Genomic DNA, 22,749 nt, shown 5'->3' with positions numbered 1-22,749 from the left:
TAGGACCAGCGCTTCGAACACCCCCGAGGTGAGCCCTCGGGGGTGTCTGAATCAGGCCGGTTGGGCCTGGGACGACAGCGGTTGCAGCGGCAGCAATGGCGCGTGCGGATCAGCCTTGATCGATGCACGCCAAGCGCCGAGCCACTCGGCGTGGCCTTCGCTCCAGACCTGCTCATGCAGGCGAGCCAGGGCGACCGGGTCGCTGAGCAAGGCCACGCGTTCGCCGTTGTTGAGGCCGGCAGGGCCGACTTTCAACGCATGACGCACACGCTCAAGGCGCAGGTGCTCAATCGGCTCCGCCTCACGGTGACGCGAGGTCGCCAAGGCGCATGCCAGGGCGTTCTGCTGCGGGTCGACCACCGACCGCACAAACCCGTCATTCAGGGCATGCCAACGGTTTTCGTGGGTGTACTTCTCGGTCGACAGCAGCGCTTGCGGCGGATTGTATTCCTCAGGAATCAGGAACAGGCTCTCGTCGCGGGACTTGAGGCCCAGCTTGACCCGGCTGGAAATTACCGACACCGGAATCGACAGCATCAGCGAACCGACGATCGGGACCAACCACCACAGGAAGCTCGGGTTCAACCACACCACCAGCAAGGCCCACAGGAAGCCGAGCAGGGTTTGCGGACCGTGGCGTTTGACCGCCTCGCTCCATGGCGTGGAGTCGTCGTCACGTTGCGGCGAGTTCCAGGTCGCAGCCCAGCCGAGGAACGCAGCGAGTACGAAACGGGTGTGGAAAATCATCCGCACCGGCGCCAACAGCATGGAGAACAGCATCTCCAGCAGCATCGACAAGGTCACCTTGAACTTGCCGCCGAACTCTTTCGCGCCCTTGAACCAGATCAGAATAATACTGAGCAGTTTAGGCAGGAACAGCAGCACGATGGTGGTGGAGAACAGCGCCACCGCCTTGTCCGGATGCCATTGTGGCCACAACGGGTACAACTGGCGTGGCGCCATGAAGTACTGCGGCTCCATCAGCGTATTGACCGCCAGCAAGGCCGTCGACAGCACCAGGAACAGGAACCACAACGGGGCCGACAAGTACGACATCACGCCGGTCAGGAACACCGCGCGGTGCACCGGGTGCATGCCTTTAACGAGGAACAGGCGGAAGTTCATCAGGTTACCGTGGCACCAGCGACGGTCACGCTTGAGTTCGTCCAGCAGGTTCGGCGGCAGTTCTTCATAGCTGCCCGGCAGGTCGTAGGCAATCCACACGCCCCAGCCGGCACGGCGCATCAGCGCTGCTTCAACGAAGTCGTGGGACAGAATCGAACCGGCGAACGCGCCTTTACCGGGCAACGGCGCCAGGGCGCAGTGCTCGATGAACGGTTTCATACGGATGATCGCGTTGTGACCCCAGTAGTGGGATTCACCCAGCTGCCAGAAGTGCAGGCCGGCCGTAAACAGCGGGCCGTACACGCGAGTGGCGAACTGCTGCATGCGCGCATACAAGGTGTCCATGCCCGACGCACGCGGCGCGGTCTGGATAATCCCGGCATCCGGGGTGGCTTCCATCAAGCGCACCAGGCTGGTCAGGCATTCGCCGCTCATCACGCTGTCGGCGTCGAGCACCACCATGTACTTGTAGTCACCGCCCCAGCGACGGCAGAAGTCGTCGAGGTTGCCGCTTTTGCGTTTAACGCGACGGCGACGACGGCGATAGAAGATTTTGCCAAAGCCACCGGCTTCTCGGCACACGTCGAGCCAGGCTTGCTGTTCGGCGATGCAGATGTCGGCTTCGTTACTGTCGCTGAGCACGAAGAAATCGAAGCGGTCCAGGTCGCCCGTGGCCGCCACCGATTCAAAGGTAGCGCGCAGACCGGCAAATACCCGGGGCACGTCTTCGTTGCAGATCGGCATCACCAGCGCGGTGCGGGCATCTTTCGGAATCGGCTCGTCACCGGCACTTTTACCGGAGATCCGGTATTTATCGTGGCCGGTCAGCAGTTCCAGGAAGCCCATCAGCGCGGTCCAGAAACCCGCCGAGACCCAGCAAAACAAGATCCCGAACATGATCAGGATGCTGGTTTGCAGGGCGTAAGGCAGTACCTGCATAGCGGTTTGCAGCAGGGTCTGGTTGCGGATTTCGTCGAACGAAACCAGTGACCAGCCCTGGTACGGCATGATGCCTTTCATGTACCAGCCAGCCACAATGGTCTGGCCGAGCATCAGCACCAGCAAGATGTAACGACGGATCGAACCCACGGTACGCCAGCGGGCGGCCGGCAATACGCGTTCATCTTTCGGCGGGGCCGGAGGGTTGGAACGACCGGTCATCCGGCGCCAACCGCGCACCAGAATGTTGGTACGCCAAGGCTCTGGCACCACACGGGTACGGCGGATCGGCGGCGTGGCCTTCAGGCAAACCCGGCCGTTGGCGTCGAGCGCCAGCATTTCCGCGTCTTGCAGCTCTTCGGCGGAATTGAGAGTCAGCCGGCGGCCAACCGACGCTTGGGCAGCGTCGGTCGGTGCGTCGAAGGTTGCAGACGACAAACGCTGGTGCAGTTCGCTGAAGGACGTGCAGCCCGCCAGTTCGGCGCGCTGCTCGGCAGTCATCGGGAGATGCGCCAGATACTCGGACAGAGTCTCTGGCATGGCTTGAGAATTACTCATCGGCAGGCAACTGATAGCTCCAGGTCTCGGTCAGGACTTTTTCAGTCTTGGTCGGTTCCGGAGTAGAGAGTGGCGTAGCAGGAGCAGCTTCTGGCTGCTTGGCTTCCTTGTCTTTCGCATCTTTGGCGTCTTTAACGTCTTTCGCCTCTTTTGCGTCTTTCTTGGCCTGCTTCTCGTGTTGCTTGGCCAGCAGCTTGTCAGCCTTGAGCACCTGGGTCGAAGCCTTCTCAGGCTCAGCCTGGGGAATATCCTGGACCAGGGCCGCACGCATCTCGGTCGGCTTGCCTGCGTCTTTAATCTTCATGCGCAGGGTCAAACGCCAGCCTTGGGTGTGCTCGTTGTAACGCACGCTGTTTTCAACGATTTCGGCGTTGTCGCCAACACTGACTTCACTGCGTACCGGGGCATCTGGCGGCAGGGCTTTGAGGGACGGGCCTTCGAAGTCCACCAGGTAAGCCACGCTACCGTCCGGCGAACGGATCAGGTTGGATTGCTTCACGTCACCCGTGGAACGCAGGGTCTGCTTGACCCAGGCGCTGTCGGCCGGGTGCAGGGCTTTTTCGTCCATGGTCCAGTGCAGGCGGTAGGACACGTCCAGCGGCTTGCCGACTTCCGGCAGCTCGGCCGGGCTCCAGAACGCAACGATGTTGTCATTGGTTTCATCGGCGGTCGGGATCTCTACGAGGTCCACGGAACCCTTGCCCCAGTCGCCCTCAGGCTCGATCCAGGCGCTAGGGCGCTTGTCGTAGTTGTCGTCGAGGTCTTCGTAGTGGCTGAAATCGCGACCGCGTTGCAGCAGGCCGAAACCACGCGGGTTTTCGACGCTGAAGTTGCTGACCGACAGGTGTTTAGGGTTGTTCAGAGGGCGCCAGATCCACTCGCCATTGCCGGCATGGATCGACAGACCGCTGGAATCGTGCAGCTCACGACGGTAGTTGAGCACCTTCGACGGCTGGTTCGCGCCGAACAGGTACATGCTGGTCAGCGGAGCAACGCCCAGCTTGGTGACCTTGTCGCGCAGATACATCTGCGATTTGACGTCGACAATGGTGTCGGTGCCAGGGCGCAGGGTCAGGCGGTACGCGCCGGTGGCCCGTGGCGAATCCAGCAGGGCAAAGATCACCAGCTGTTTTTCACCCGGCTTCGGACGCTCGATCCAGAATTCGGTGAAACGCGGGAATTCTTCGCCGGACGGCAAGGCAGTGTCGATCGCCATGCCACGGGCGGACAAGCCATAAGCCTGGCCTTTGCCGACGACGCGGAAGTAGCTCGCGCCGAGCATGGTCATGATTTCGTCTTGCTTGTCGTCTTTGTTGATCGGGTACAGCACACGGAAACCGGCGTAACCCAGTTGTTCAGTGGCTTTGGGATCAAACTTGACGTCGCCGAAATCGAACCGCGTCGGGTCGTATTTGATTTCAGTGACAGTGTCGGCGGTCACTTCGTTGATTTTCACCGGTGTATCGAAGTGCATACCCTGGTGATAGAAGGACAGCTTGAATGGGGTGTTCAGGTCAGCCCACTCGGCTTTTTCGTTACGGAAACGAATCTTTTGATAGTCGGCGAATTTCATTTCACGAAATTCGTTCGGCAAATTGCTGCGCGGCGCTTCGTATTTCTGCCCGGCAAGCTCTTTAGCCTTGGCCGACACATCATCCAGACTGAATGCCCACAGTTGACTCGCGCCGAACAGGCAAAACAGGGCCGAGCCCGTTACCAGTGCGTTTCGTAACCGTTTGGCTGACAATTTTGCTGCATTACAGGGACTAACAATCACGAGCAACCCTCGCCGAAAACAGATCATAAAACCAACGGCCAGCTATCTATATGCCAGGTTGGCGAGCATTGTTCCGACTCCTTTGGGTCAAAATGATTCCCCAATGGACGTCAGACAAGTCTCTACCTAAGTCAAAAATGGACCAAACAACGCTGATCCCCATAGCGCGCGATTATCTAGTAGCCCGCGAAACAACGCATCAGGGGCAGCGAAGTATTTGTAGCGAAACCCTGCGTTTTTAGGCATTAAAGTCGTTTTTAATACATTCATGTCTGTAAGAGGAATGTCACAGGGCCATCATTGACCAGATGCACCTGCATATCCGCGCCAAAACGCCCTGAAGCTACCTTGCCATGCAATTGTTGCGCTTGTAACAGCAAGTGATCAAAAAGCGCTGCACCAAGGGCCGGAGGAGCCGCTTTGGAGAAGCTTGGCCGCAACCCGCTTTTGGTGTCCGCCGCCAGGGTGAACTGCGACACCAGCAGCAAACCGCCGCCGATGTCCTTCAAGGACAGGTTCATCTTGCCCTCGTCGTCGCTGAACACCCGATAGTTAAGCAGCTTGTGCAACAGTTTGTCGGCACTCTGCGGCGTATCCTCAGGTTCGACGGCCACCAGCACCAGCAAACCCTGATCGATTGCCCCGACAATTTCGCCGGCCACTTCCACCCGGGCGCCACTCACCCGTTGCAACAGGCCTTTCATGCTTCTTCAGGTGGCAGATCAAGCAGGCTCCGTGCCATCTCGCCGGTCGCACGTACCAGTGCGTCGGTGATACCCGGCTCGGACGCAGCATGGCCAGCCTCACGGATCACCTGCAGTTCACTGTTGGGCCACGCCTGATGCAGTTCCCAGGCGTTGTCCAGCGGGCAGATCATATCGTAGCGGCCATGAATGATTACGCCAGGCAGATGGGCGATCTTGTGCATGTCGCGAATCAGCTGGTCAGGTTCCAGGAAGGAGTTGTTGGTGAAGTAGTGGCACTCGATACGTGCGATGGACAGCGCACGCTGCGGCTCGGCGAAGCGCTCGATCTGCTGCGGGTTCGGGCACAGGCTCAACATGCGGCCTTCCCAGGTGGACCACGCTTTGGCGGCGTGCATCTGGGCAATCTGGTCGTTGCCGGTGAGGCGTTTGTGGTAGGCGGTGAGCAGGTCGTGGCGTTCGTCCTGAGGGATCGGCGCCAGGTAGTCCTGCCAGTAATCCGGAAACATACGGCTGGCGCCAGCCTGGTAGAACCACTGAATGTCCTGGGGGCGGGCCAGGAAAATGCCACGCACGATCAGGCCATGCACACGCTCGGGATGGGTTTGCGCGTAGGCCAGCGCCAGGGTCGAGCCCCAGGAACCGCCAAACAGCACCCATTTGTCGATGCCCAAGTGCTCGCGAATGCGCTCAAGGTCGGCGACCAAGTCCCAGGTGGTGTTGTTTTCCAGGTTGGCGCGCGGGGTAGAGCGGCCGCAGCCACGCTGATCAAAAGTAACAATGCGGTATAGATTCGGGTCGAAATAGCAGCGGCTGTTGGCGTCGCAACCGGCGCCCGGGCCTCCGTGGATGAAGACAACAGGCAAGCCTTCGGGGGAGCCACTTTCATCGACATACAGCGTATGGATGTCATCGACTGCCAGATCGTGCCGGGCGTAGGGTTTGATCTGCGGGTACCAAGTCTGCATTGCGCGCTCCGTAGGGTGTCGGGTTCATCCCTGAGGGGACATCTATTATTCTGCTGTTTGGCATCATAAACCCGAATTGTGCAATGAGCATGTCCTTGAGCACTTAGACCTGTGTCAGCCCGTCGCGCTTCAGGTAATCCAACACGGCGTCGAACAGCGCGTCCACTTCCCGCACCGGGCCGCGCGCGCGCAAACAGCCGTGGACGAGGCCTTTGCCCGGGTACAACATCATCTCCACACCGGCCAGCGACGAAGGCCGCAAGCTGCGAAGAAATCGGATACATGCGCAAATATCCATATCAATGCAGATCAACCTGTGGGAGCGGGCTTGCTCGCGAATACGGTGGGTCAGCTGCAGATGTATTGGCTGACCCGCCGCTTTCGCGAGCAAGCCCGCTCCCACATTTGCACCGCGTTCTCATGCTGGAACTCGGCCAAAGGTGGGAGCTGGCTTGCCTGCGATAGCGATTTCAGCCGTAACGCTTCTGCCCCCAAGCCAGCAACCCTTCCAGCAACTGCTTCAACACCACCTGCGTCGGCTCAGCCAGGTCCGGCCGGTAGCGGAACGGTTCAAACTCTTCCATATACGCGCTCTGGCACAACTCCAGCTGCACCGCATGAATATCCTGCGCCGGGTTGCCGTAGTGACGGGTGATATGCCCGCCCTTGAAACGCCCGTTCAGCACATGGGTGTACTGTGAATGCCTGGCGCAAATGGCTTCGAGCTGGCCTGCCAGCTCGGGATCACAGGCCGCACCGTTGAAGGTGCCCAGGTTGAAGTCCGGCAGCTTGCCGTCAAACAGGTGCGGGATCACCGAACGGATCGAGTGCGCGTCAAACAGCAGCACGTAGCCGAACTCGGCCTTGAGGCGTGCCAGTTCTTCCTGAAGCGTGCGGTGGTAAGGCCCCCATATCTTTTGCAGGTAGGTCGCGCGTTCTTCTTCAGACGGCGCCAAGCCTTCGCGGAACAATGGCACGCCGTCAAACAGCGTCGCCGGGTACAGCCCGGTCGTGGCGCCGACGTACAACGGTGTGTCGTCGGACGGCCGGTTCAGGTCGATGACAAACCGCGAGTATTGCGCCGACAAGGTGCTGGCACCCAGCTCTTCTGCAAAGTCATACAACCTGGGGATGTGCCAGTCGGTGTCCGGCAGGCTTTGCGCCTCGGGAATCAGCCCGGCCTCTACGGCTGGCGTCAGGCGCAGGCCCGCGTGGGGCATGCTGATCAGCAGCGGCACGCGGCCTTTCTTGAAGTTCAGAACCTTATCCACAACGGTACTCCTTAAACGGTGACATCGACGCCGTGGCGCACGACGCGTTTATCCAGTTCGCCGCCCAGCCAGTAGGCCAGGTCGGCGGGGCGATCAATCTGCCAGGCGACAAAGTCGGCGACCTTGCCCACTTCCAGCGAGCCGTGGGTGTCGCCCATGCCCAGCGCGGTGGCCGCGTGCTGCGTGGCGCCGGCCAGGGCTTCTTCCGGCGTCATGCGAAACAGGGTGCAGGCCATGTTCAACATCAGGCGCACCGACAACGCGGGTGACGTGCCGGGGTTGAGGTCGCTGGCAATGGCGATTTTCACGCCGTGTTTGCGCAGGGCCTCCATCGGCGGCAACTGGGTTTCACGCAGGAAGTAGAACGCCCCCGGCAACAACACCGCGACGGTGCCGGAGGCGGCCATGGCGATGGCGTCTTCTTCGGTCATGAATTCCAGGTGGTCCGCCGACAACGCGTGATAGCGCGCCGCCAGGCTGGAGCCGTGCAGCGACGACAACTGCTCGGCGTGCAGCTTCACCGGCAGGCCGAGTTGCTGGGCAACCTTGAACACGCGCTCGACCTGCTCGGTGGAAAACGCCAGGTATTCGCAGAATGCATCCACCGCGTCCACCAGCCCTTCCGCCGCCAACGCCGGCAACATTTCGCTGCAGATGTGCTCGATGTAGTCATCGGCGCGGTCCTTGTACTCCGGCGGCAACGCGTGCGCCGCCAGGCACGTGGCGCGCACGCTGACCGGCAGCGCTTCGCCGAGACGACGCGCAACCCGCAACATCTTGCGTTCGTTCGCCAGGTCCAGGCCGTAGCCGGATTTGATCTCCACCGTGGTCACGCCGTCGCGCAGCAAACTGCGCAGGCGCTTATGCGCGCTGGCAAACAACTCGTCTTCACTGGCGGCGCGAGTCGCCCGCACGGTGCTGGCAATGCCGCCACCCTTGGCGGCGATTTCGGCGTAGCTCACACCTTCAAGGCGCTGCTCGAATTCGCCGCTGCGATTGCCACCGAACACCGTGTGGGTGTGGCAGTCGATCAGCCCGGGGGTGACCCACGCGCCTTGCAGGTCGTGAACCTGCGCATAGTCCCCTTCGGGCAATTGCGCCAAAGGGCCGATCCACTCAATGAGCGAACCGGCGGTGACCATGGCGGCATCCTCGATGATCGAGTAGTTGCCCTGGGCCATGGTTGCGACGTGGCAGTGCTGCCAAAGGGTTTTCATCAACGCCTTCCTAAGTTATCGATGAGACAAAGCCGCGTCGTAATGGACCTTGGCCGCTTGCCCGGCGGCGGGTTTGACCCACAGCAGGTAGGCAACGACCAGCAGCACGATCCACACAGCGCCGACCAGCAAGGCCGCTTGGGTATCCGGGAAGTAACCCAGCACGCCAAACACAAACAGCATAAAAACGATGGCCGCTGCAGGCGCATACGGCCAGAACGGCACCGGGAATTTCAGCTCGGCCACCTGCTCCTTTGTCATTGAGCGGCGCATGGCGACCTGGGTGAATAGAATCATCAGCCACACCCACACGGTGGCGAAGGTGGCGATCGAAGCAATCACCAGGAATACGTTTTCCGGAATCAGGTAGTTCAGCACCACGCCGCCGAGCAGCGCCGCGCCCATCACCACCACGGTCATCCACGGCACACCGTGTTTCGACAGTTGGGCAAAGCCTTTGGGCGCCTGCCCTTGCTGGGCCAGGCCGTACATCATGCGGCCAGCGCCGAAGATGTCGCTGTTGATGGCCGAGACTGCCGCCGAGATCACCACGACATTGAGGATGGTCGCCGCCGAGCCGATGCCCAGGTTGCTGAAAATCTGCACGAACGGACTGCCCTGGCTGCCGATCTGCGGCCATGGGTAGATCGCCATCAGCACGAACAGGGTCAGCACGTAGAACAACAGGATGCGCAGCGGCACGGCGTTGATCGCTTTGGGGATCACGCGTTGCGGGTCTTTGGCTTCACCGGCGGTGATGCCGATGATCTCGATGCCGCCGAAGGCAAACATCACCACGGCAAACGAGGCGATCAAGCCGCCAATGCCGTTGGGCATGAAGCCGCCGTGTGCCCACAGGTTGCTGATACCGCTGGCCTGGGTTTCACCGGCCGAGTGGACACCGAACAGCATGATGCCGAAACCGCCGAGGATCATCGCCACGATGGCGCCGACCTTGAGCAACGACAGCCAGAACTCCATCTCGCCAAACACTTTGACGTTGCACAGGTTCAGGCCGCCGATCAAAAACACGATGCCGAGCACCCAGATCCAGCGCGCGACCTCGGGAAACCAGAAGCCCATGTAGATGCCGAAAGCCGTCACGTCGGCGAGGCAGACGATGATCATTTCAAAGGCATAGGTCCAGCCCAAGATAAACCCGGCCATGGGACCCAGGTAGGTGCTGGCGTACTGGCCGAAGGAGCCGGACACCGGGTTGTGCACCGCCATTTCACCGAGGGCGCGCATCACCATGAACACGGCGGCGCCACCGATCAGGTAGGCCAGCAGCACGGCGGGGCCGGCCATTTGGATGGCGGAGGCGGAGCCGTAGAAAAGCCCGGTGCCGATTGCCGACCCCAGTGCCATGAAGCGAATATGTCGGGCGTTTAGCCCGCGTTTCAAACCCTTTTCTTGCGTGTGCATTTCTCTTCCCTAGTTATTTTTATCCCGAGAAAAATTAACGTCTGCGGACGGCGGGCTTCTGTGGCGAGGGAGCTTGCTCCCGCTCGAGTGCGAAGCGCTCGCCGCTTTTTTGGGGCCGCTGCGCAGCCCAGCGCGAGCAAGCTCGCTCGCCACAGAGAACCAAGCCGTCTGCTGATTCGGTTACAGGCTTGGCAGCAACTTTGCCGGGACCAACTCGTTCAGGCAGCGGCTGGCGAGCAGTTCGCTGGCGGCGTTGATGTCCGGTGCGAAGAAGCGGTCTTTCTCATAGAACGCCACTTTTTCGCGCAGGATCGCGCGGGCTTTTTCAAGCACCGGCGAGGTCTTCAAACCGTCGCGCAGGTCCAGGCCCTGGCACGCGGCCAACCATTCAACGGCCAACACACCACGGGTGTTCTCGGCCATTTCCCACAAACGCTTGCCCGCAGCCGGGGCCATGGACACGTGGTCTTCCTGGTTCGCCGAGGTCGGCAGGCTGTCCACGCTGTGCGGATGCGCCAGCGCCTTGTTCTCGCTGGCCAGTGCCGCCGCCGTCACCTGGGCGATCATGAAGCCGGAGTTCACACCGCCATTGCCCACCAAAAACGGCGGCAGTTGCGACATGTGCTTGTCCATCATCAGCGAGATACGACGTTCGCTCAGGGAGCCAATCTCGGCAATCGCCAGCGCCATGTTATCAGCGGCCATGGCCACCGGTTCCGCGTGGAAGTTGCCACCGGAGATCACGTCGCCTTCGGCTGCAAACACCAGCGGGTTATCCGACACGGCGTTGGCTTCCACCACCAACACTTCGGCGGCCTGGCGGAACTGGGTCAGGCAGGCGCCCATGACTTGGGGCTGGCAACGCAGGGAATACGGGTCTTGCACCTTGTCGCAGTTCTCATGCGACTGGGACACCTGGCTGCTTTCGCCGAGCAGGGCGCGGTAGGCCGCCGCTGCATCGATCTGCCCACGCTGACCGCGCGCTGCATGAATGCGGGCGTCGAACGGCGAGCGCGAGCCCAGCACCGCTTCCACGGTGAGGGCGCCGCACGCCAGCGCGCCGGCGAACAGGTCCTCGCCTTCGAACAGGCCACGCAAGGCATAGGCGGTCGATACCTGGGTGCCGTTGAGCAGCGCCAGGCCTTCTTTGGCAGCGAGGGTCAGCGGCGTCAAACCGGCGATTTTCAGTGCTTCGGTCGCTTCCAGCCATTCGCCCTTGTAGCGCGCCTTGCCTTCGCCCAGCAGTACCAGCGACATGTGCGCCAACGGCGCGAGGTCGCCGGAGGCACCGACCGAACCTTTCAACGGAATGTGCGGGTACACCTCGGCGTTGATCAGCGCGATCAGCGCGTCGATTACCTGGCGGCGGATCCCGGAGAAGCCACGGCTCAGGCTGTTGACCTTGAGCACCATGACCAGCCGCACCAGCGCATCGCTGATCGGCTCACCGACGCCTGCGGCATGGGACAGCACCAGTGAACGCTGGAGGTTTTCCAGGTCTTCACTGGCGATGCGGGTCGAGGCCAGCAGGCCGAAACCGGTGTTGATGCCATAGGCCGTGCGGTTCTCGGCGAGAATCTGCTCCACGCAGGCCACACTGGCTTCGATCTGCGCCGAGGCGCTGTCATCCAGGCTGAGGGTTACCGGCTGCTGGTAGATGGCCCGCAGTTGGGCGAGGCTCAGTTGGCCTGGAATCAGAGTTAGCGCAGTCACATTCGTGCTCCTTTGAATTGTTCTTAAAAAGTGTTCAGTGCAAATGGGGTAATACGCGGTGCAGCAAAGCGGTGTCGTAGAGCAGCCCAGCGGCGGTCGCGATGTCCGGCGCCAGCCAGCGGTCCTGTTCATACGGCGGGATGTGTTCACGCAGCAAACGCCAGGCGCTGTCGGTGCCCGCGCCGAAGCGCTGCTCCTTCAAAAATTCGAAGGCCTGGGCCGCCAGCAAGTACTCGATGGCAAGAATCTGGGTGACGTTGGCCAACAGCTGATGCAGCTTGAGCGCAGCATTAGTGCCCATGCTCAAGTGGTCTTCCTGCAGGCCCGAGGTAACAAAGTTGTCGAGTACCGCCGGTTGCGCCAGCTGGCGGTTTTGCCCGCACAGGGAGGCGGCAACGTACTGCACGATCATCATCCCCGAGTTGACCCCGGGGTTGCTGACCAGAAAGGCCGGCAGGCCGCTGACATGCGGGTTGATCAGCCGGTCCAGACGGCGCTCGGCCACGGAGCCGATTTCGGCCATGGCAATGGCGAGCATGTCGGCGGCCAGTGCCACCGACTGCCCATGCGGGTTGGCCTGGGAGACCACGCGATAGCTGTCCGGGGTGCCGAGCAGCAGCGGGTTGTCGGTGGCGCTGTTGAGTTCGGTCTCGATCTGGCGGGTGGCATGTTCAACCTGATCGCGGGCCGCACCGTGAATCTGCGGGATCGAGCGCAGGCTCAGCGCGTCCTGGGTGCGAAGGCCTTTGCTGCTGGCGATCACTTCGCTGCCATCGAGCAAGGCGCGCAGGTTGATGCCGACGTGCTGCATGCCTGGGTGCGGCTTGAGGGCGATGATGGCTTCGTCGAAGGCGTCGATCTGGCCGCGCTGGGCTTCGAAACTCATGGCGCCGATCACGTCGGCCCATTGCAGCAAATGGTGCGCGTCGGCCAGGGCCAGGCAGCTCAGGCCGGTCATGCACGGCGTGCCGTTGACCAGGCACAGGCCGTCTTTGGCGCCAAGCACCACGGGCTGCAAACCTTCTGCGCTCAGGGCTTGTTGCGCCGGGACGACCTGGCCCTTGTAGCTCACGTTGCCGACGCCGAGCAAGGCCACGCCGACGTGGGCCATATGGGTCAGATAACCCACCGAACCCTGGGAGGGAACTTGCGGCGTGATGCCGTGGTTGAGCAGCGCCAGTAACGAATGCACCACTTGCGGGTGCAGGCCGGATTTGCCGTGGCTGTAGTTGATGATGGCGGCGCAGATGATTGCGCGGGTTTGTTCGTCGCTGAGCACTGGGCCGACGCCGCAGGCGTGGCTCAACAGGGTGTTGCGCGACAGCTGGCTGAGTTGTTCGCCCTTGAGCGACACATTACACAGCGCGCCCAGGCCGGTGTTCACGCCATAGGCGCGCTCGCCGCTGGCGACGATGCGCTGCACGATGGCCTGGGCATTGTCGATACGCGCCCAGGCCTGGCCCGAGAGTTCGAGTACGGCGCCGTGTCGTGCGACGGCGACCACGTCCTGCCAGCGCAAGGGGGTGTCGGCGATGATGATTTTTGCTGCCTGGGACATCTTCATACCTTCTTTAATTCTTGTGCAGCTTCACTGGCCTCTTCGGGAGCAAGCCCCCTCCCACAGTTGATCGGGTTTACACAGGGCCAGTGTGGTGAGGCTGCTGGCCCTATCTCAGGTAAGCCCGCTCCCACATTTGGAATGCATTCCCCTGTGGGAGCGGGCTTGCTCGCGAAGAGGCCAGCCGGCTCACCACAAGGTCCGGATCAAACCACCGCCGCCCGCCGCTGAACAAACCGGTCCACATACTCATCCGCCGGCGAATGCAAAATCTCGCGAGGCGTGCCGACCTGGATCAGTTTGCCGTCCTTGAGGATCGCAATGCGGTTGCCGATGCGCACGGCCTCGTCGAGGTCGTGGGTGATGAATACGATGGTTTTGTGCAGGGTCTTTTGCAGCTCGAGCAACTGGTCCTGCATCTCGGCGCGGATCAGCGGGTCGAGGGCGCTGAAGGCTTCGTCCATCAGGATGATGTCGGTGTCAGCCGCGAGTGCGCGGGCCAGGCCCACGCGCTGGCGCATGCCACCGGAAAGCTGGTGCGGGTATTTGTTTTCGTAGCCCTTGAGGCCCACGGTTTCGATCCAGTGCAGCGCGCGCTCGGCGCACACCTGCTTGGTTTCGCCGCGTACTTTCAGGCCGTAGGCGACGTTGTCGAGCACGCTCTTGTGGGGCAACAGGCCGAAGCTCTGAAACACCATGCTGATCTTGTGGCGACGGAATTGGCGCAGGGCTTCCATGTCCAGTTGCAGGATGTCTTCGCCGTCCACCAGGATCGCGCCGCTGGTAGGGTCGATCAGGCGGTTGAAGTGGCGCACCAACGTGGATTTGCCGGAACCCGACAGGCCCATGATCACGAAGATTTCGCCGGTGCCGATGCTCAGCGACAAGTCATTCACACCGATCACGCAGCCGGTCTCGGCCAGCACCTGGTCTTTGGTCTTGCCCTGGCCAATCATGGCCAAGGCGTCCTTGGAGCGGTTGCCAAAGATCTTGAAGACGTTTTTAACTTCAATTTTGCTGACAGTAGTCATTTGCTCGCCTCATGCCGTGGACGACCATAGGCCTGGGTAATGCGGTCGATGACCACGGCGAGAATCACAATCGCCAGCCCGGCTTCGAGGCCACGGCCAACGTTGAGGGTCTGGATGCCGACGAGCACGTCTTCACCCAGGCCTCGCGCGCCGATCATCGAGGCGATCACCACCATCGACAGCGCCATCATGGTGGTCTGGTTGATACCGGCCATGATGCTTGGCAAGGCCAGCGGCAGTTGCACGCCGAACAGTTGCTGCCAGCGGTTGGCGCCGAAGGCGTTGATGGCTTCCATGACTTCACCGTCCACCTGGCGAATGCCCAGGTCAGTGAGGCGAATCAGCGGCGGCGCGGCGTAGATCACGGTGGCGAAAATCGCCGGCACCTTGCCCAGGCCGAACAACATCAACACCGGAATCAGGTACACGAAGCTGGGCATGGTTTGCATGATGTCGAGCAGCGGCATCAACACCGAACGCAGGCGATTGCTGCGCGCCGACAGAATGCCCAGCGGAATGCCGATCAGCACCGAGATCACCGTGGCGACCATCATCAATGCCAGGGTCTGCATCAGCTTGTCCCACAGGCCAACGGCGCCCACCAGGAACAGCAAACCGACGATCACCGCCGTGGTCACCAGCTTGCGGGTAGCGTGCCAGGCAATGCCGCCGACGATGGCCAGCATCAGCCACCAGGGCGCCGCGCGCAGCATGCCTTCCAGGTTGACGATGGCCCATAGCAGGGTGTCGGAGATCTGCCGGAACACGTCGCCGTAGTTGGTGACCAATGAGTCCACCCAACCGTTGACCCAGTCGGCGATGGAAAACGTAAAACTCTCAGGGAACATAGCGTGCTCTCGATCCAGTGGGTTGTGGCCGGGCGCCCGGTTGTCGGTTGAGACAACCGGGAACGCTCAACCTACAAGGCCGCGTCGATTTTCTTGGCTGCGTCGTCGCTCACCCATGCGTGCCAGACCTCAGGATGTTCCTTGAGGAAAATTTTCGCCAGTTTTGGCGACTCAATTCGCTCCTTGGCCATGCGGCCCAGGTTCTGGTTCAACAGGTCGATGGGCAGGTTGACCTTCTCAAGCACCGCCACCAATTCCGGGGCTTGCTCGTGGAAAGTCTTGGACAGGCCGACCTTGATGCTCACGCTTTTATCCACGCCGGGTTTTTCTGCCAGCTTGACCAGGTCGACCTGGCCCATCAGCGGGGTCGGCGACCAGTAGTAGAACAGGATCGGCTCGCCACGCTTGTAGCTCGACAGCACCGCGGCATCCAGCGCCGGGCCGGTGCCTGGGCGGAAGTTGGTGTAGGTGCTTTCCAGGCCGTAGCTTTTCAGCATTTCGCTGTTGTCCAGCTCGCAGGTCCAGCCGGCCGGGCAGTTGTAGAAACGGCCCTTGGACGGCTCTTCCGGGTCCTTGAACACCGAGGCGTACTTGGCCAGGTCGGCGATGTTTTTCAGGTCCGGCGCCTTGGGTTCGAGCTTGCGCTTGGCGTCGCCTTCGATCACGTAACGCGGCACGTACCAGCCTTCGATGGCACCAACGATTGGCGCGCCGACGCCGACGACTTTGCCGGCCTTCTCGGCCTTGTTCCAGACTTCGCTGCGGCCCACCCACTCTTCGGCAAACACCTGGATGTCGTTGCTGCTCAGGGCGTTTTCCATGGTGATGGAGTTGCCCGGCAGGCTGTCGGTTTTGCAGTCGTAGCCTTTTTCCAGCACGGTTTGCAGGATGTCGGTGAGCAACATGCCGCTTTCCCAGTTCAGCCCGGCAAACTTCACCGGTTTGCCGGACTCGCACCAGCCGGCCGCCTGGGCGCCAGCACTTGCCAACACACTGGCTGAGAACAACGTGGCCAACAGGGTCTTATTCATGTTCATTGTTGTGACGCTCCCAATCTTGAAATGGATTACGGCAGTCAGTAGGCATCCTGCCCTGTCCACGTTCCCTCAGGCTTGTGCGGCCAGCCCGTTTGTCGTTATGGGTGTAGCGCCCTGCTCTACCGGCAGGATCAGGTGTTCAGGTACCGCGCCGTGCCATTTTTTCGCGCACACGTAATACAGGGCTGCGGGCAGGACCAGACCGATGATCCAGGAAATATCCACATCACCCAGTGCGGCCACCAAGGGGCCGGTGTAGAACTTGGTGGAGATGAACGGCAATTGCACCAGCACACCGAAGACATAGACGCTGATGCCGAGCGGGTTCCAACGGCCGTAGCGGCCCTTCGGATCGGCCAGCGCCGGCACGTCATAACGCTCACGGGTGATGCAGTAGTAATCCACCAGGTTGATCGCGCTCCAGGGCGTGAAAAACGCCAGCAGGAACAGGATGAACGACTTGAATGCACCGAGGAACGAGTGCTGCCCGAGCAGCGCAATCAGGGTCGCAGTGCCGACGATGACGAGCACGAACACCAGACGCTGCAGGCGCGTGACCTCAAGGCGACCACGAAAGCCGCTGATGATGGTCGCAATGCACATGAAGCTGCCGTAGGAGTTCAGCGTGGAGATGGTCACCTTGCCGAACGCGATGCTGAAATACAGCAGCGCAGCGGTGGCGCCCGTGCCGCCCAAGCCCACGATGTAGGCCACTTCGTGACCGGCGAACTGCCCGTTGGACATGGCCGCGGCAAACACGCCGAGGACCATCGCCACCTGCGCACCAATCACTGAACCGGCGCCAGCGGCGAAGAAGGTTTTCACCGAGGACGTGTTGCTCGGCAGGTAGCGCGAATAGTCCGCCACATAAGGGCCGAAAGCGATTTGCCAGGATGCCGCCAGCGACACCGCGAGCAGAAAACTGCTCCAGCTGAAATGGCGGATTTGCAGGAGCGCGCCGATGTCGGTCTGGCTCACCAGGCGACTGAACAGGTAGACAAAGGCGATCACGCCAATGACGCTGGCGACGCGGCCGATAAAATGGATCACTCGGTAACCGAGCACCGTGACCAGCACGATGACACTGGCGAAGATCAGAATGCCGACGCTGTCGCTGACCCCGAACAACTGGCCCAGCGCCTGACCGGAAAGCACGGTGCCGGTGGCGGTGAAACCGAGGTACATCAGGCACACCAACACAATCGGAATCGCCGCGCCATACACGCCGAACTGCACCCGGCTGGAAATCATCTGCGGCAGGCCCAGCTTCGGCCCTTGCGCCGCGTGCAACGCCATCACACCACCGCCAATCAGTTGGCCGATCAACAGACCGATCAACGACCAGAACACATCACCGCCCAGCACCACGGCCAGGGCCCCGGTGACAATCGCGGTGATTTGCAGGTTGGCACCCATCCATAGAGTGAACTGGCTGAACAGACGACCGTGTCTTTCCGCTTCCGGGATGTAGTCGATCGAACGCCTTTCGATCAACGGGGTGGTGTCATTTGCAGCCATGAGTGTTCAACCTCTGATGGATTGTTTACCTGTACACATTGCTCTTCTGTGGGAGCTGGCTTGCCTGCGATGCAAGCGACTCGGTCTGTCAGTAAAACCGAGGGGATGCCATCGCAGGCAAGCCAGCTCCCACACAAGCCTGGCTCCCAGAGCCCGTCGTTACTTGATCATCGGCAGATTGAGGCCCTGTTCCTTGGCGCAATCGATAGCGATCTGGTAGCCGGCATCCGCGTGACGCATCACACCGGTGGCCGGGTCGTTATGCAGCACGCGAGCAATGCGCTCAGCCGCTTCGTCGGTGCCGTCGCAGACGATCACCATGCCGGAGTGCTGCGAGAAGCCCATGCCCACGCCGCCGCCGTGGTGCAACGAGACCCAGGTCGCGCCGCTCGCGGTGTTAAGCAGGGCGTTCAGCAGTGGCCAGTCGGACACGGCGTCGGAGCCGTCCTGCATCGCTTCGGTTTCGCGGTTCGGGCTGGCGACCGAGCCGGAGTCGAGGTGGTCACGACCGATCACCACCGGTGCCGCCAGCTCGCCGCTGCGCACCATTTCGTTAAAGGCCAGGCCCAGCTTGGCGCGCTGGCCCAGGCCGACCCAGCAGATACGTGCCGGCAGGCCCTGGAAGCTGATGCGCTCGCGGGCCATGTCCAGCCAGTTGTGCAGGTGGGCGTCGTCCGGGATCAGTTCTTTGACTTTGGCGTCGGTCTTGTAGATGTCTTGCGGGTCGCCCGACAGTGCAGCCCAACGGAACGGGCCGATGCCACGGCAGAACAGCGGGCGAATGTACGCCGGCACGAAACCCGGGAAGTCGAAGGCGTTTTCCACACCGACTTCTTGCGCCATTTGGCGGATGTTATTGCCGTAGTCGAAGGTCGGGATGCCTTGTTTCTGGAAGTCCAGCATCGCCTGTACGTGCACCGCCATCGACTGCTTGGCAGCCTTGATCACTTCGGCCGGTTCGGTTTTGGCGCGGGCGCGGTACTCGTCCCAGCTCCAGCCGGCGGGCAGGTAGCCGTTGAGCGGGTCGTGGGCGCTGGTCTGGTCGGTGACCATGTCGGGGCGCACGCCGCGCTTGACCAGTTCCGGCAGGATTTCTGCCGCGTTACCCAGCAAGGCGATGGAGATGGCCTTGCCTTCCTTGGTGTACTTGGCGATGCGCGCCAGGGCGTCGTCGAGGTCGGTGGCTTGCTCGTCGACGTAACGGCTGGCCAGGCGGAAATCGATACTGACTTGCTGGCATTCAATGTTCAGCGAACAGGCTCCGGCCAGGGTTGCCGCCAGAGGCTGAGCGCCGCCCATGCCGCCGAGGCCGGCGGTGAGTACCCAACGGCCGGTCAGGTTGCTGTTGTAATGTTGGCGGCCGGCTTCGACGAAGGTTTCGTAGGTGCCTTGGACGATGCCCTGGCTGCCGATGTAGATCCAGCTGCCGGCGGTCATCTGGCCATACATGGCCAGGCCCTTGGCATCCAGTTCGTTGAAGTGTTCCCAGCTGGCCCAGTGCGGCACCAGGTTGGAGTTGGCGATCAATACGCGCGGCGCATTGCTGTGGGTTTTGAACACGCCGACCGGCTTGCCGGATTGCACCAGCAGGGTCTCGTCGTCGTTCAGGTGGGTGAGGCTCTCGACGATCTGGTCGTAGCACTCCCAGTTACGCGCCGCACGGCCGATGCCGCCATACACCACTAGCTCTTTCGGGTTCTCGGCCACTTGTGGGTCGAGGTTGTTCATCAACATGCGCAGCGGCGCTTCCGTCAGCCAGCTTTTGGCGGTGAGCTTGGTACCGTGGGCGGCGCGGATTTCTACGTCACGGTATTGAGTAGGCTTGGTCACAAAAAACTCCTCGGCGATCGATACGCATGCTGTGTTGGTGCGAAGACGACTCTTACGCACACATCTCTACTTGTACATACAAGCATATGCAATCAAGCGGCCAACTTTCCGAGGGAGCTGTTGATATTTTTTTGAAGGCGTGTGTGAGCCTTGGAAATTAAGGCTTAGAGAGTTGAAAAAATGTCTGACGGAGGCGTTTTGCAGCGAGGAAGGTTGGTCATAACAACGCGGCATTGCGCCACGCTGGGGCATTCGGTAACAAATTGGTGCGGGACTGGAAACAGGTTCCTTGAACTATACAGAACCAAATGTGGGAGCGGGCTTGCTCGCGAAGGCGGTGGGTCAGCCAGCCTATCTGGTACTGATACACCGCTTTCGCGAGCAAGCCCGCTCCCACATTTTTTTAACCGCGTGCGGTCAGTTCGATGATGCAGCAACGGCCAGTTACCGAGAGATCCAGCAGCCCAGTGTTACCGTCCACTTGCAGGCAGTCATGATGACCAAGCTTCTCGCCCAGCACTTTCACCTCATCCGCCACACTGAACACCATCACCGTGTGAGCCGTGCTGAAAAGCCGCTGCACGCCATCCATCCACTGCAAGCGTGCGTGGTAACGCTCTGGCGAGTAGATCAGGTTAAAGTCGCGGATCGGCCCGGTAATCAGGCGGCACGACATCTCGCTCTCACCCTTGAACGCGAACGGCTGCAGCGGTAACAACCCGCGCTGCTCCTCGCCATCCACCGTCAACACCATGCCCGCGCCCTTGATCACGGTGATCACGCGCTGGTAGCCCGCGAAGGTCGAGAAGCCGCCGGACTCGGCGATGTCGGCAATCGACAGGCGCCAGCCAAAACCATCCAGCCCTTCGCCTGCGTCACGGGTAATTTCTTCGGTGCTGCCGCCGCCGTTTTTCCATGGCATGCGCACGTAATCGGTGGCGCGCCAGATTGTTACTGCACTCATTTACTGAAACGTCCTTCCAGGCTGTGACGGGAACCAGGGTGGATCAATCGCGCGGCGGTCACCGGCTGGCGGCCAGACCAGGTACGCCGGCGAATCAACAGGCATGGCTCGCTCGGCTCGATCTGCAACAGCGTGCACTCGGCGGCGTCGGCGAGGATCGCTTCAACCACGTGCTCGCCTTCGGTCAATGGCGCGACCTGGTTCAAATACGCGTAGGGGGTTTGCAGGGTGAAATCCTGTTGCAGGTATTCTGGGGCGACCAGCGCGTTGACGAAGCGGTCTTCGATTTGCACCGGAATATCGTTTTCAAAGTGCACGATCAACGAATGAAACACCCGCCCGCCTTCGCGCATTTCCAGGGCAACGGCACGCTCGGAACCGGCGGCCTCTTCGCACAGGTGGATGACCTGGCAGGTATGCCGGTGGCCACGCGAGGCGATCTCGTCGGCAATGTTGTGCACTTCAAACAGCGCCGACTGGCTCTTGGGCTCGGCGACGAATGTGCCGACGCCTTGCATGCGCACCAGCAACCCTTCGGCAGTCAGCTCGCGCAGGGCGCGGTTGATAGTCATGCGGCTGAAGCCCAGTTGGCTGACCAGCTCGCTTTCGGACGGCACGCGGTAATGCGGCGGCCAGTTGCCGTTGAGGATCTGCTGGCTGATCATCTGTTTGACGCGGGCATACAAGGGCGCCGGACTTTCGTCCATGTGGGCAGCCAGCGAAGACTTGGCAGGCGGAGTCGGCACAGGGAATCCTTGCAGGGGAAAAAGATGCATAGATTGCCGGAGTTTACCGAGCAGGCAAACGTCTGTATATGTATATACAAATAAACACACGACCGGGGTGCCTTGATCATGTCCGCTTTCTTTGCCGAACGCGCGCTGCTGCCTAATGGATGGGCCAACGATGTACGTCTTGAAGTCAGCGCCGATGGCGTGCTGACACAGGTTGAGGCCAATGCCAGTGCAGACGGCGCCGAACGGCTGAGAGGCCCGCTGTTGGCGGGCATGCCCAACCTGCATTCCCACGCGTTCCAACGCGCCATGGCGGGCTTGGCCGAAGTGGCTGGCAACCCGAATGACAGCTTCTGGACATGGCGCGACTTGATGTACCGGATGGTCGGCAAGATCAGCCCGGAGCAACTGCAAGTCATCGCGCGTCAGCTTTATATCGAGATGCTCAAAGCGGGTTACACCTCGGTCGCCGAATTTCACTACGTGCACCATGACGTCAGCGGCCAGCCGTATGACGACCGCACCGAGCTGTCGCGGCAGATCAGCCAGGCAGCGGCCAGCAGCGGAATCGGCCTGACACTGGTGCCGGTGCTGTACACCCACTCCGGGTTTGGCGGCCAGGCACCGAACGAAGGCCAGCGCCGATTTATCAACAGCACTGAAAACTACCTGGACCTGCAAGCGCAGCTCAAACCCATCCTCGCCGCGCAACCGGCGCAGCAGTTGGGGTTGTGTTTCCACTCACTGCGCGCGGTTACGCCGCAACAGATCAATGAAGTGTTGGCGGCCAGCGACAAGGCGTGCCCGGTGCATATCCATATCGCCGAGCAGCAAAAGGAAGTCGATGATTGTTTGGCCTGGAGCGGCAAACGTCCGCTGCAATGGCTGTATGACAATGTTGAAGTGAATGAGCGCTGGTGCCTGGTGCACGCGACGCACGCCGACGCCGATGAAGTGGCGCGCATGGCCAAGAGCCGCGCGATTGCCGGTTTGTGCCTGACCACGGAAGCCAACCTGGGTGATGGGATTTTCCCGGCGGTGGATTTCCTCGCTCAGGGCGGGCGCATGGGCATCGGTTCCGACAGCCATGTGTCGCTCAGCGTGGTGGAAGAATTGCGCTGGCTGGAATACGGCCAGCGTCTGCGTGACCAGCGGCGCAACCGGTTGTATCGCAGTGATCAGCCGATGGTTGGGCGCACATTGTTTGATGCCGCACTGGACGGCGGCGCTCAGGCATTGGGGCAGCCGATTGGTCGGCTGGAAGTCGGTAAACGCGCAGATTGGCTGGTGCTGGACGGCAACGATCCGTACCTGGCGACAGCGAGCGAGGATGGGATTCTAAATCGCTGGTTGTTCGCAGGCGGCGACCGTCAAGTGCGCGATGTGCTGGTGAACGGCAAGTGGGTGGTGCGGGACGGGCACCATGCCGGCGAGGAAGACAGCAGCCGGGCGTTTACTCAAGTATTGAGAGACTTACTCGGTTAAACCTGTGGGAGGGGGCTTGCTCCCGATTGCGGTGTGTCAGTCCTAGA

Annotated in this window: 16 protein-coding genes and 2 pseudogenes; 1 reads left to right on the top strand and 17 read right to left on the bottom strand. The window is 61.2% G+C overall.

Annotated elements, in window-relative coordinates:
* Positions 1–49: 49 nt before the first annotated feature.
* From mdoH to hutC, 17 genes and pseudogenes are all read right to left on the bottom strand, one after another.
* A pseudogene (gene mdoH, locus Q7C20_RS09300) lies at positions 50–2,622 on the bottom strand (glucans biosynthesis glucosyltransferase MdoH); the annotation flags it as partial.
* A complete protein-coding gene (locus Q7C20_RS09295; protein ID WP_375066861.1) occupies positions 2,615–4,399 on the bottom strand; it encodes a glucan biosynthesis protein in 1,785 nt (594 codons plus the stop codon). The gene Q7C20_RS09295 and the pseudogene mdoH, both read right to left, overlap by 8 nt.
* Positions 4,400–4,665: 266 nt before the next feature.
* Positions 4,666–5,103, bottom strand: coding sequence for a D-aminoacyl-tRNA deacylase (gene dtd, locus Q7C20_RS09290; RefSeq protein WP_375066860.1), 438 nt, complete (start codon positions 5,101–5,103; stop codon positions 4,666–4,668).
* On the bottom strand, positions 5,100–6,071 hold the full coding sequence (gene pip, locus Q7C20_RS09285; protein WP_375066859.1) for a prolyl aminopeptidase: 972 nt from the start codon (positions 6,069–6,071) through the stop codon (positions 5,100–5,102). Before pip ends, dtd begins: the two co-directional genes overlap by 4 nt.
* 103 nt (positions 6,072–6,174) lie before the next feature.
* Positions 6,175–6,315 (bottom strand): annotated as a pseudogene (locus Q7C20_RS09280) (alpha/beta hydrolase); the annotation flags it as partial.
* Between the two features lie 226 nt (positions 6,316–6,541).
* Positions 6,542–7,342 carry an N-formylglutamate deformylase gene (hutG, locus tag Q7C20_RS09275; RefSeq protein ID WP_375066858.1) on the bottom strand — a complete coding sequence of 267 codons (801 nt, stop codon included), beginning with the start codon at positions 7,340–7,342 and terminating at the stop codon, positions 6,542–6,544.
* A gap of 11 nt (positions 7,343–7,353) precedes the next feature.
* Positions 7,354–8,559, bottom strand: coding sequence for an imidazolonepropionase (gene hutI, locus Q7C20_RS09270; protein WP_375066857.1), 1,206 nt, complete (start codon positions 8,557–8,559; stop codon positions 7,354–7,356).
* A gap of 15 nt (positions 8,560–8,574) precedes the next feature.
* Positions 8,575–9,984: an amino acid permease gene (locus Q7C20_RS09265; RefSeq protein WP_375066856.1), complete on the bottom strand. Its 1,410-nt coding sequence runs from the start codon at positions 9,982–9,984 to the stop codon at positions 8,575–8,577.
* A gap of 180 nt (positions 9,985–10,164) precedes the next feature.
* Positions 10,165–11,697 (bottom strand): histidine ammonia-lyase, encoded by a 1,533-nt coding sequence (gene hutH / locus Q7C20_RS09260; protein WP_375066855.1) that lies wholly within the window; start codon positions 11,695–11,697, stop codon positions 10,165–10,167.
* A 34-nt stretch (positions 11,698–11,731) separates the two neighbouring features.
* The gene (hutH, locus tag Q7C20_RS09255) at positions 11,732–13,255 is read right to left on the bottom strand and encodes a histidine ammonia-lyase (protein WP_375066854.1); all 1,524 of its coding nucleotides are present in this window, start codon (positions 13,253–13,255) and stop codon (positions 11,732–11,734) included.
* A 206-nt stretch (positions 13,256–13,461) separates the two neighbouring features.
* On the bottom strand, positions 13,462–14,286 hold the full coding sequence (locus Q7C20_RS09250) for a glycine betaine/L-proline ABC transporter ATP-binding protein (RefSeq protein WP_375066853.1): 825 nt from the start codon (positions 14,284–14,286) through the stop codon (positions 13,462–13,464).
* On the bottom strand, positions 14,283–15,134 hold the full coding sequence (locus Q7C20_RS09245; RefSeq protein WP_375066852.1) for an ABC transporter permease: 852 nt from the start codon (positions 15,132–15,134) through the stop codon (positions 14,283–14,285). Before Q7C20_RS09245 ends, Q7C20_RS09250 begins: the two co-directional genes overlap by 4 nt.
* Before the next feature lie 71 nt (positions 15,135–15,205).
* The gene (locus tag Q7C20_RS09240; RefSeq protein ID WP_375066851.1) at positions 15,206–16,171 is read right to left on the bottom strand and encodes an ABC transporter substrate-binding protein; all 966 of its coding nucleotides are present in this window, start codon (positions 16,169–16,171) and stop codon (positions 15,206–15,208) included.
* Between the two features lie 69 nt (positions 16,172–16,240).
* A complete protein-coding gene (locus tag Q7C20_RS09235) occupies positions 16,241–17,689 on the bottom strand; it encodes a purine-cytosine permease family protein (protein WP_375066850.1) in 1,449 nt (482 codons plus the stop codon).
* Between the two features lie 159 nt (positions 17,690–17,848).
* The gene (gene hutU, locus Q7C20_RS09230; RefSeq protein WP_375066849.1) at positions 17,849–19,519 is read right to left on the bottom strand and encodes a urocanate hydratase; all 1,671 of its coding nucleotides are present in this window, start codon (positions 19,517–19,519) and stop codon (positions 17,849–17,851) included.
* Positions 19,520–19,922: 403 nt separating this feature from the next.
* On the bottom strand, positions 19,923–20,483 hold the full coding sequence (locus tag Q7C20_RS09225; protein WP_375066848.1) for a HutD family protein: 561 nt from the start codon (positions 20,481–20,483) through the stop codon (positions 19,923–19,925).
* Positions 20,480–21,190: a histidine utilization repressor gene (gene hutC / locus Q7C20_RS09220; RefSeq protein WP_375066978.1), complete on the bottom strand. Its 711-nt coding sequence runs from the start codon at positions 21,188–21,190 to the stop codon at positions 20,480–20,482. The genes Q7C20_RS09225 and hutC overlap by 4 nt, the downstream gene beginning before the upstream one ends.
* Before the next feature lie 147 nt (positions 21,191–21,337).
* Here hutC and Q7C20_RS09215 point away from each other — a divergent pair, with 147 nt between their 5' ends.
* Positions 21,338–22,702 (top strand): formimidoylglutamate deiminase, encoded by a 1,365-nt coding sequence (locus Q7C20_RS09215; protein WP_375066847.1) that lies wholly within the window; start codon positions 21,338–21,340, stop codon positions 22,700–22,702.
* Positions 22,703–22,749 lie beyond the last annotated feature (47 nt).

Origin of the sequence: Pseudomonas sp. AMR01 (genome assembly GCF_041946035.1) — a bacterium.
GTDB classification, from domain to species: domain Bacteria; phylum Pseudomonadota; class Gammaproteobacteria; order Pseudomonadales; family Pseudomonadaceae; genus Aquipseudomonas; species Aquipseudomonas antarctica_B.
Note: the sequence above shows the minus strand (reverse complement) of the source record. Positions and strands in the feature narration are given on the sequence as shown.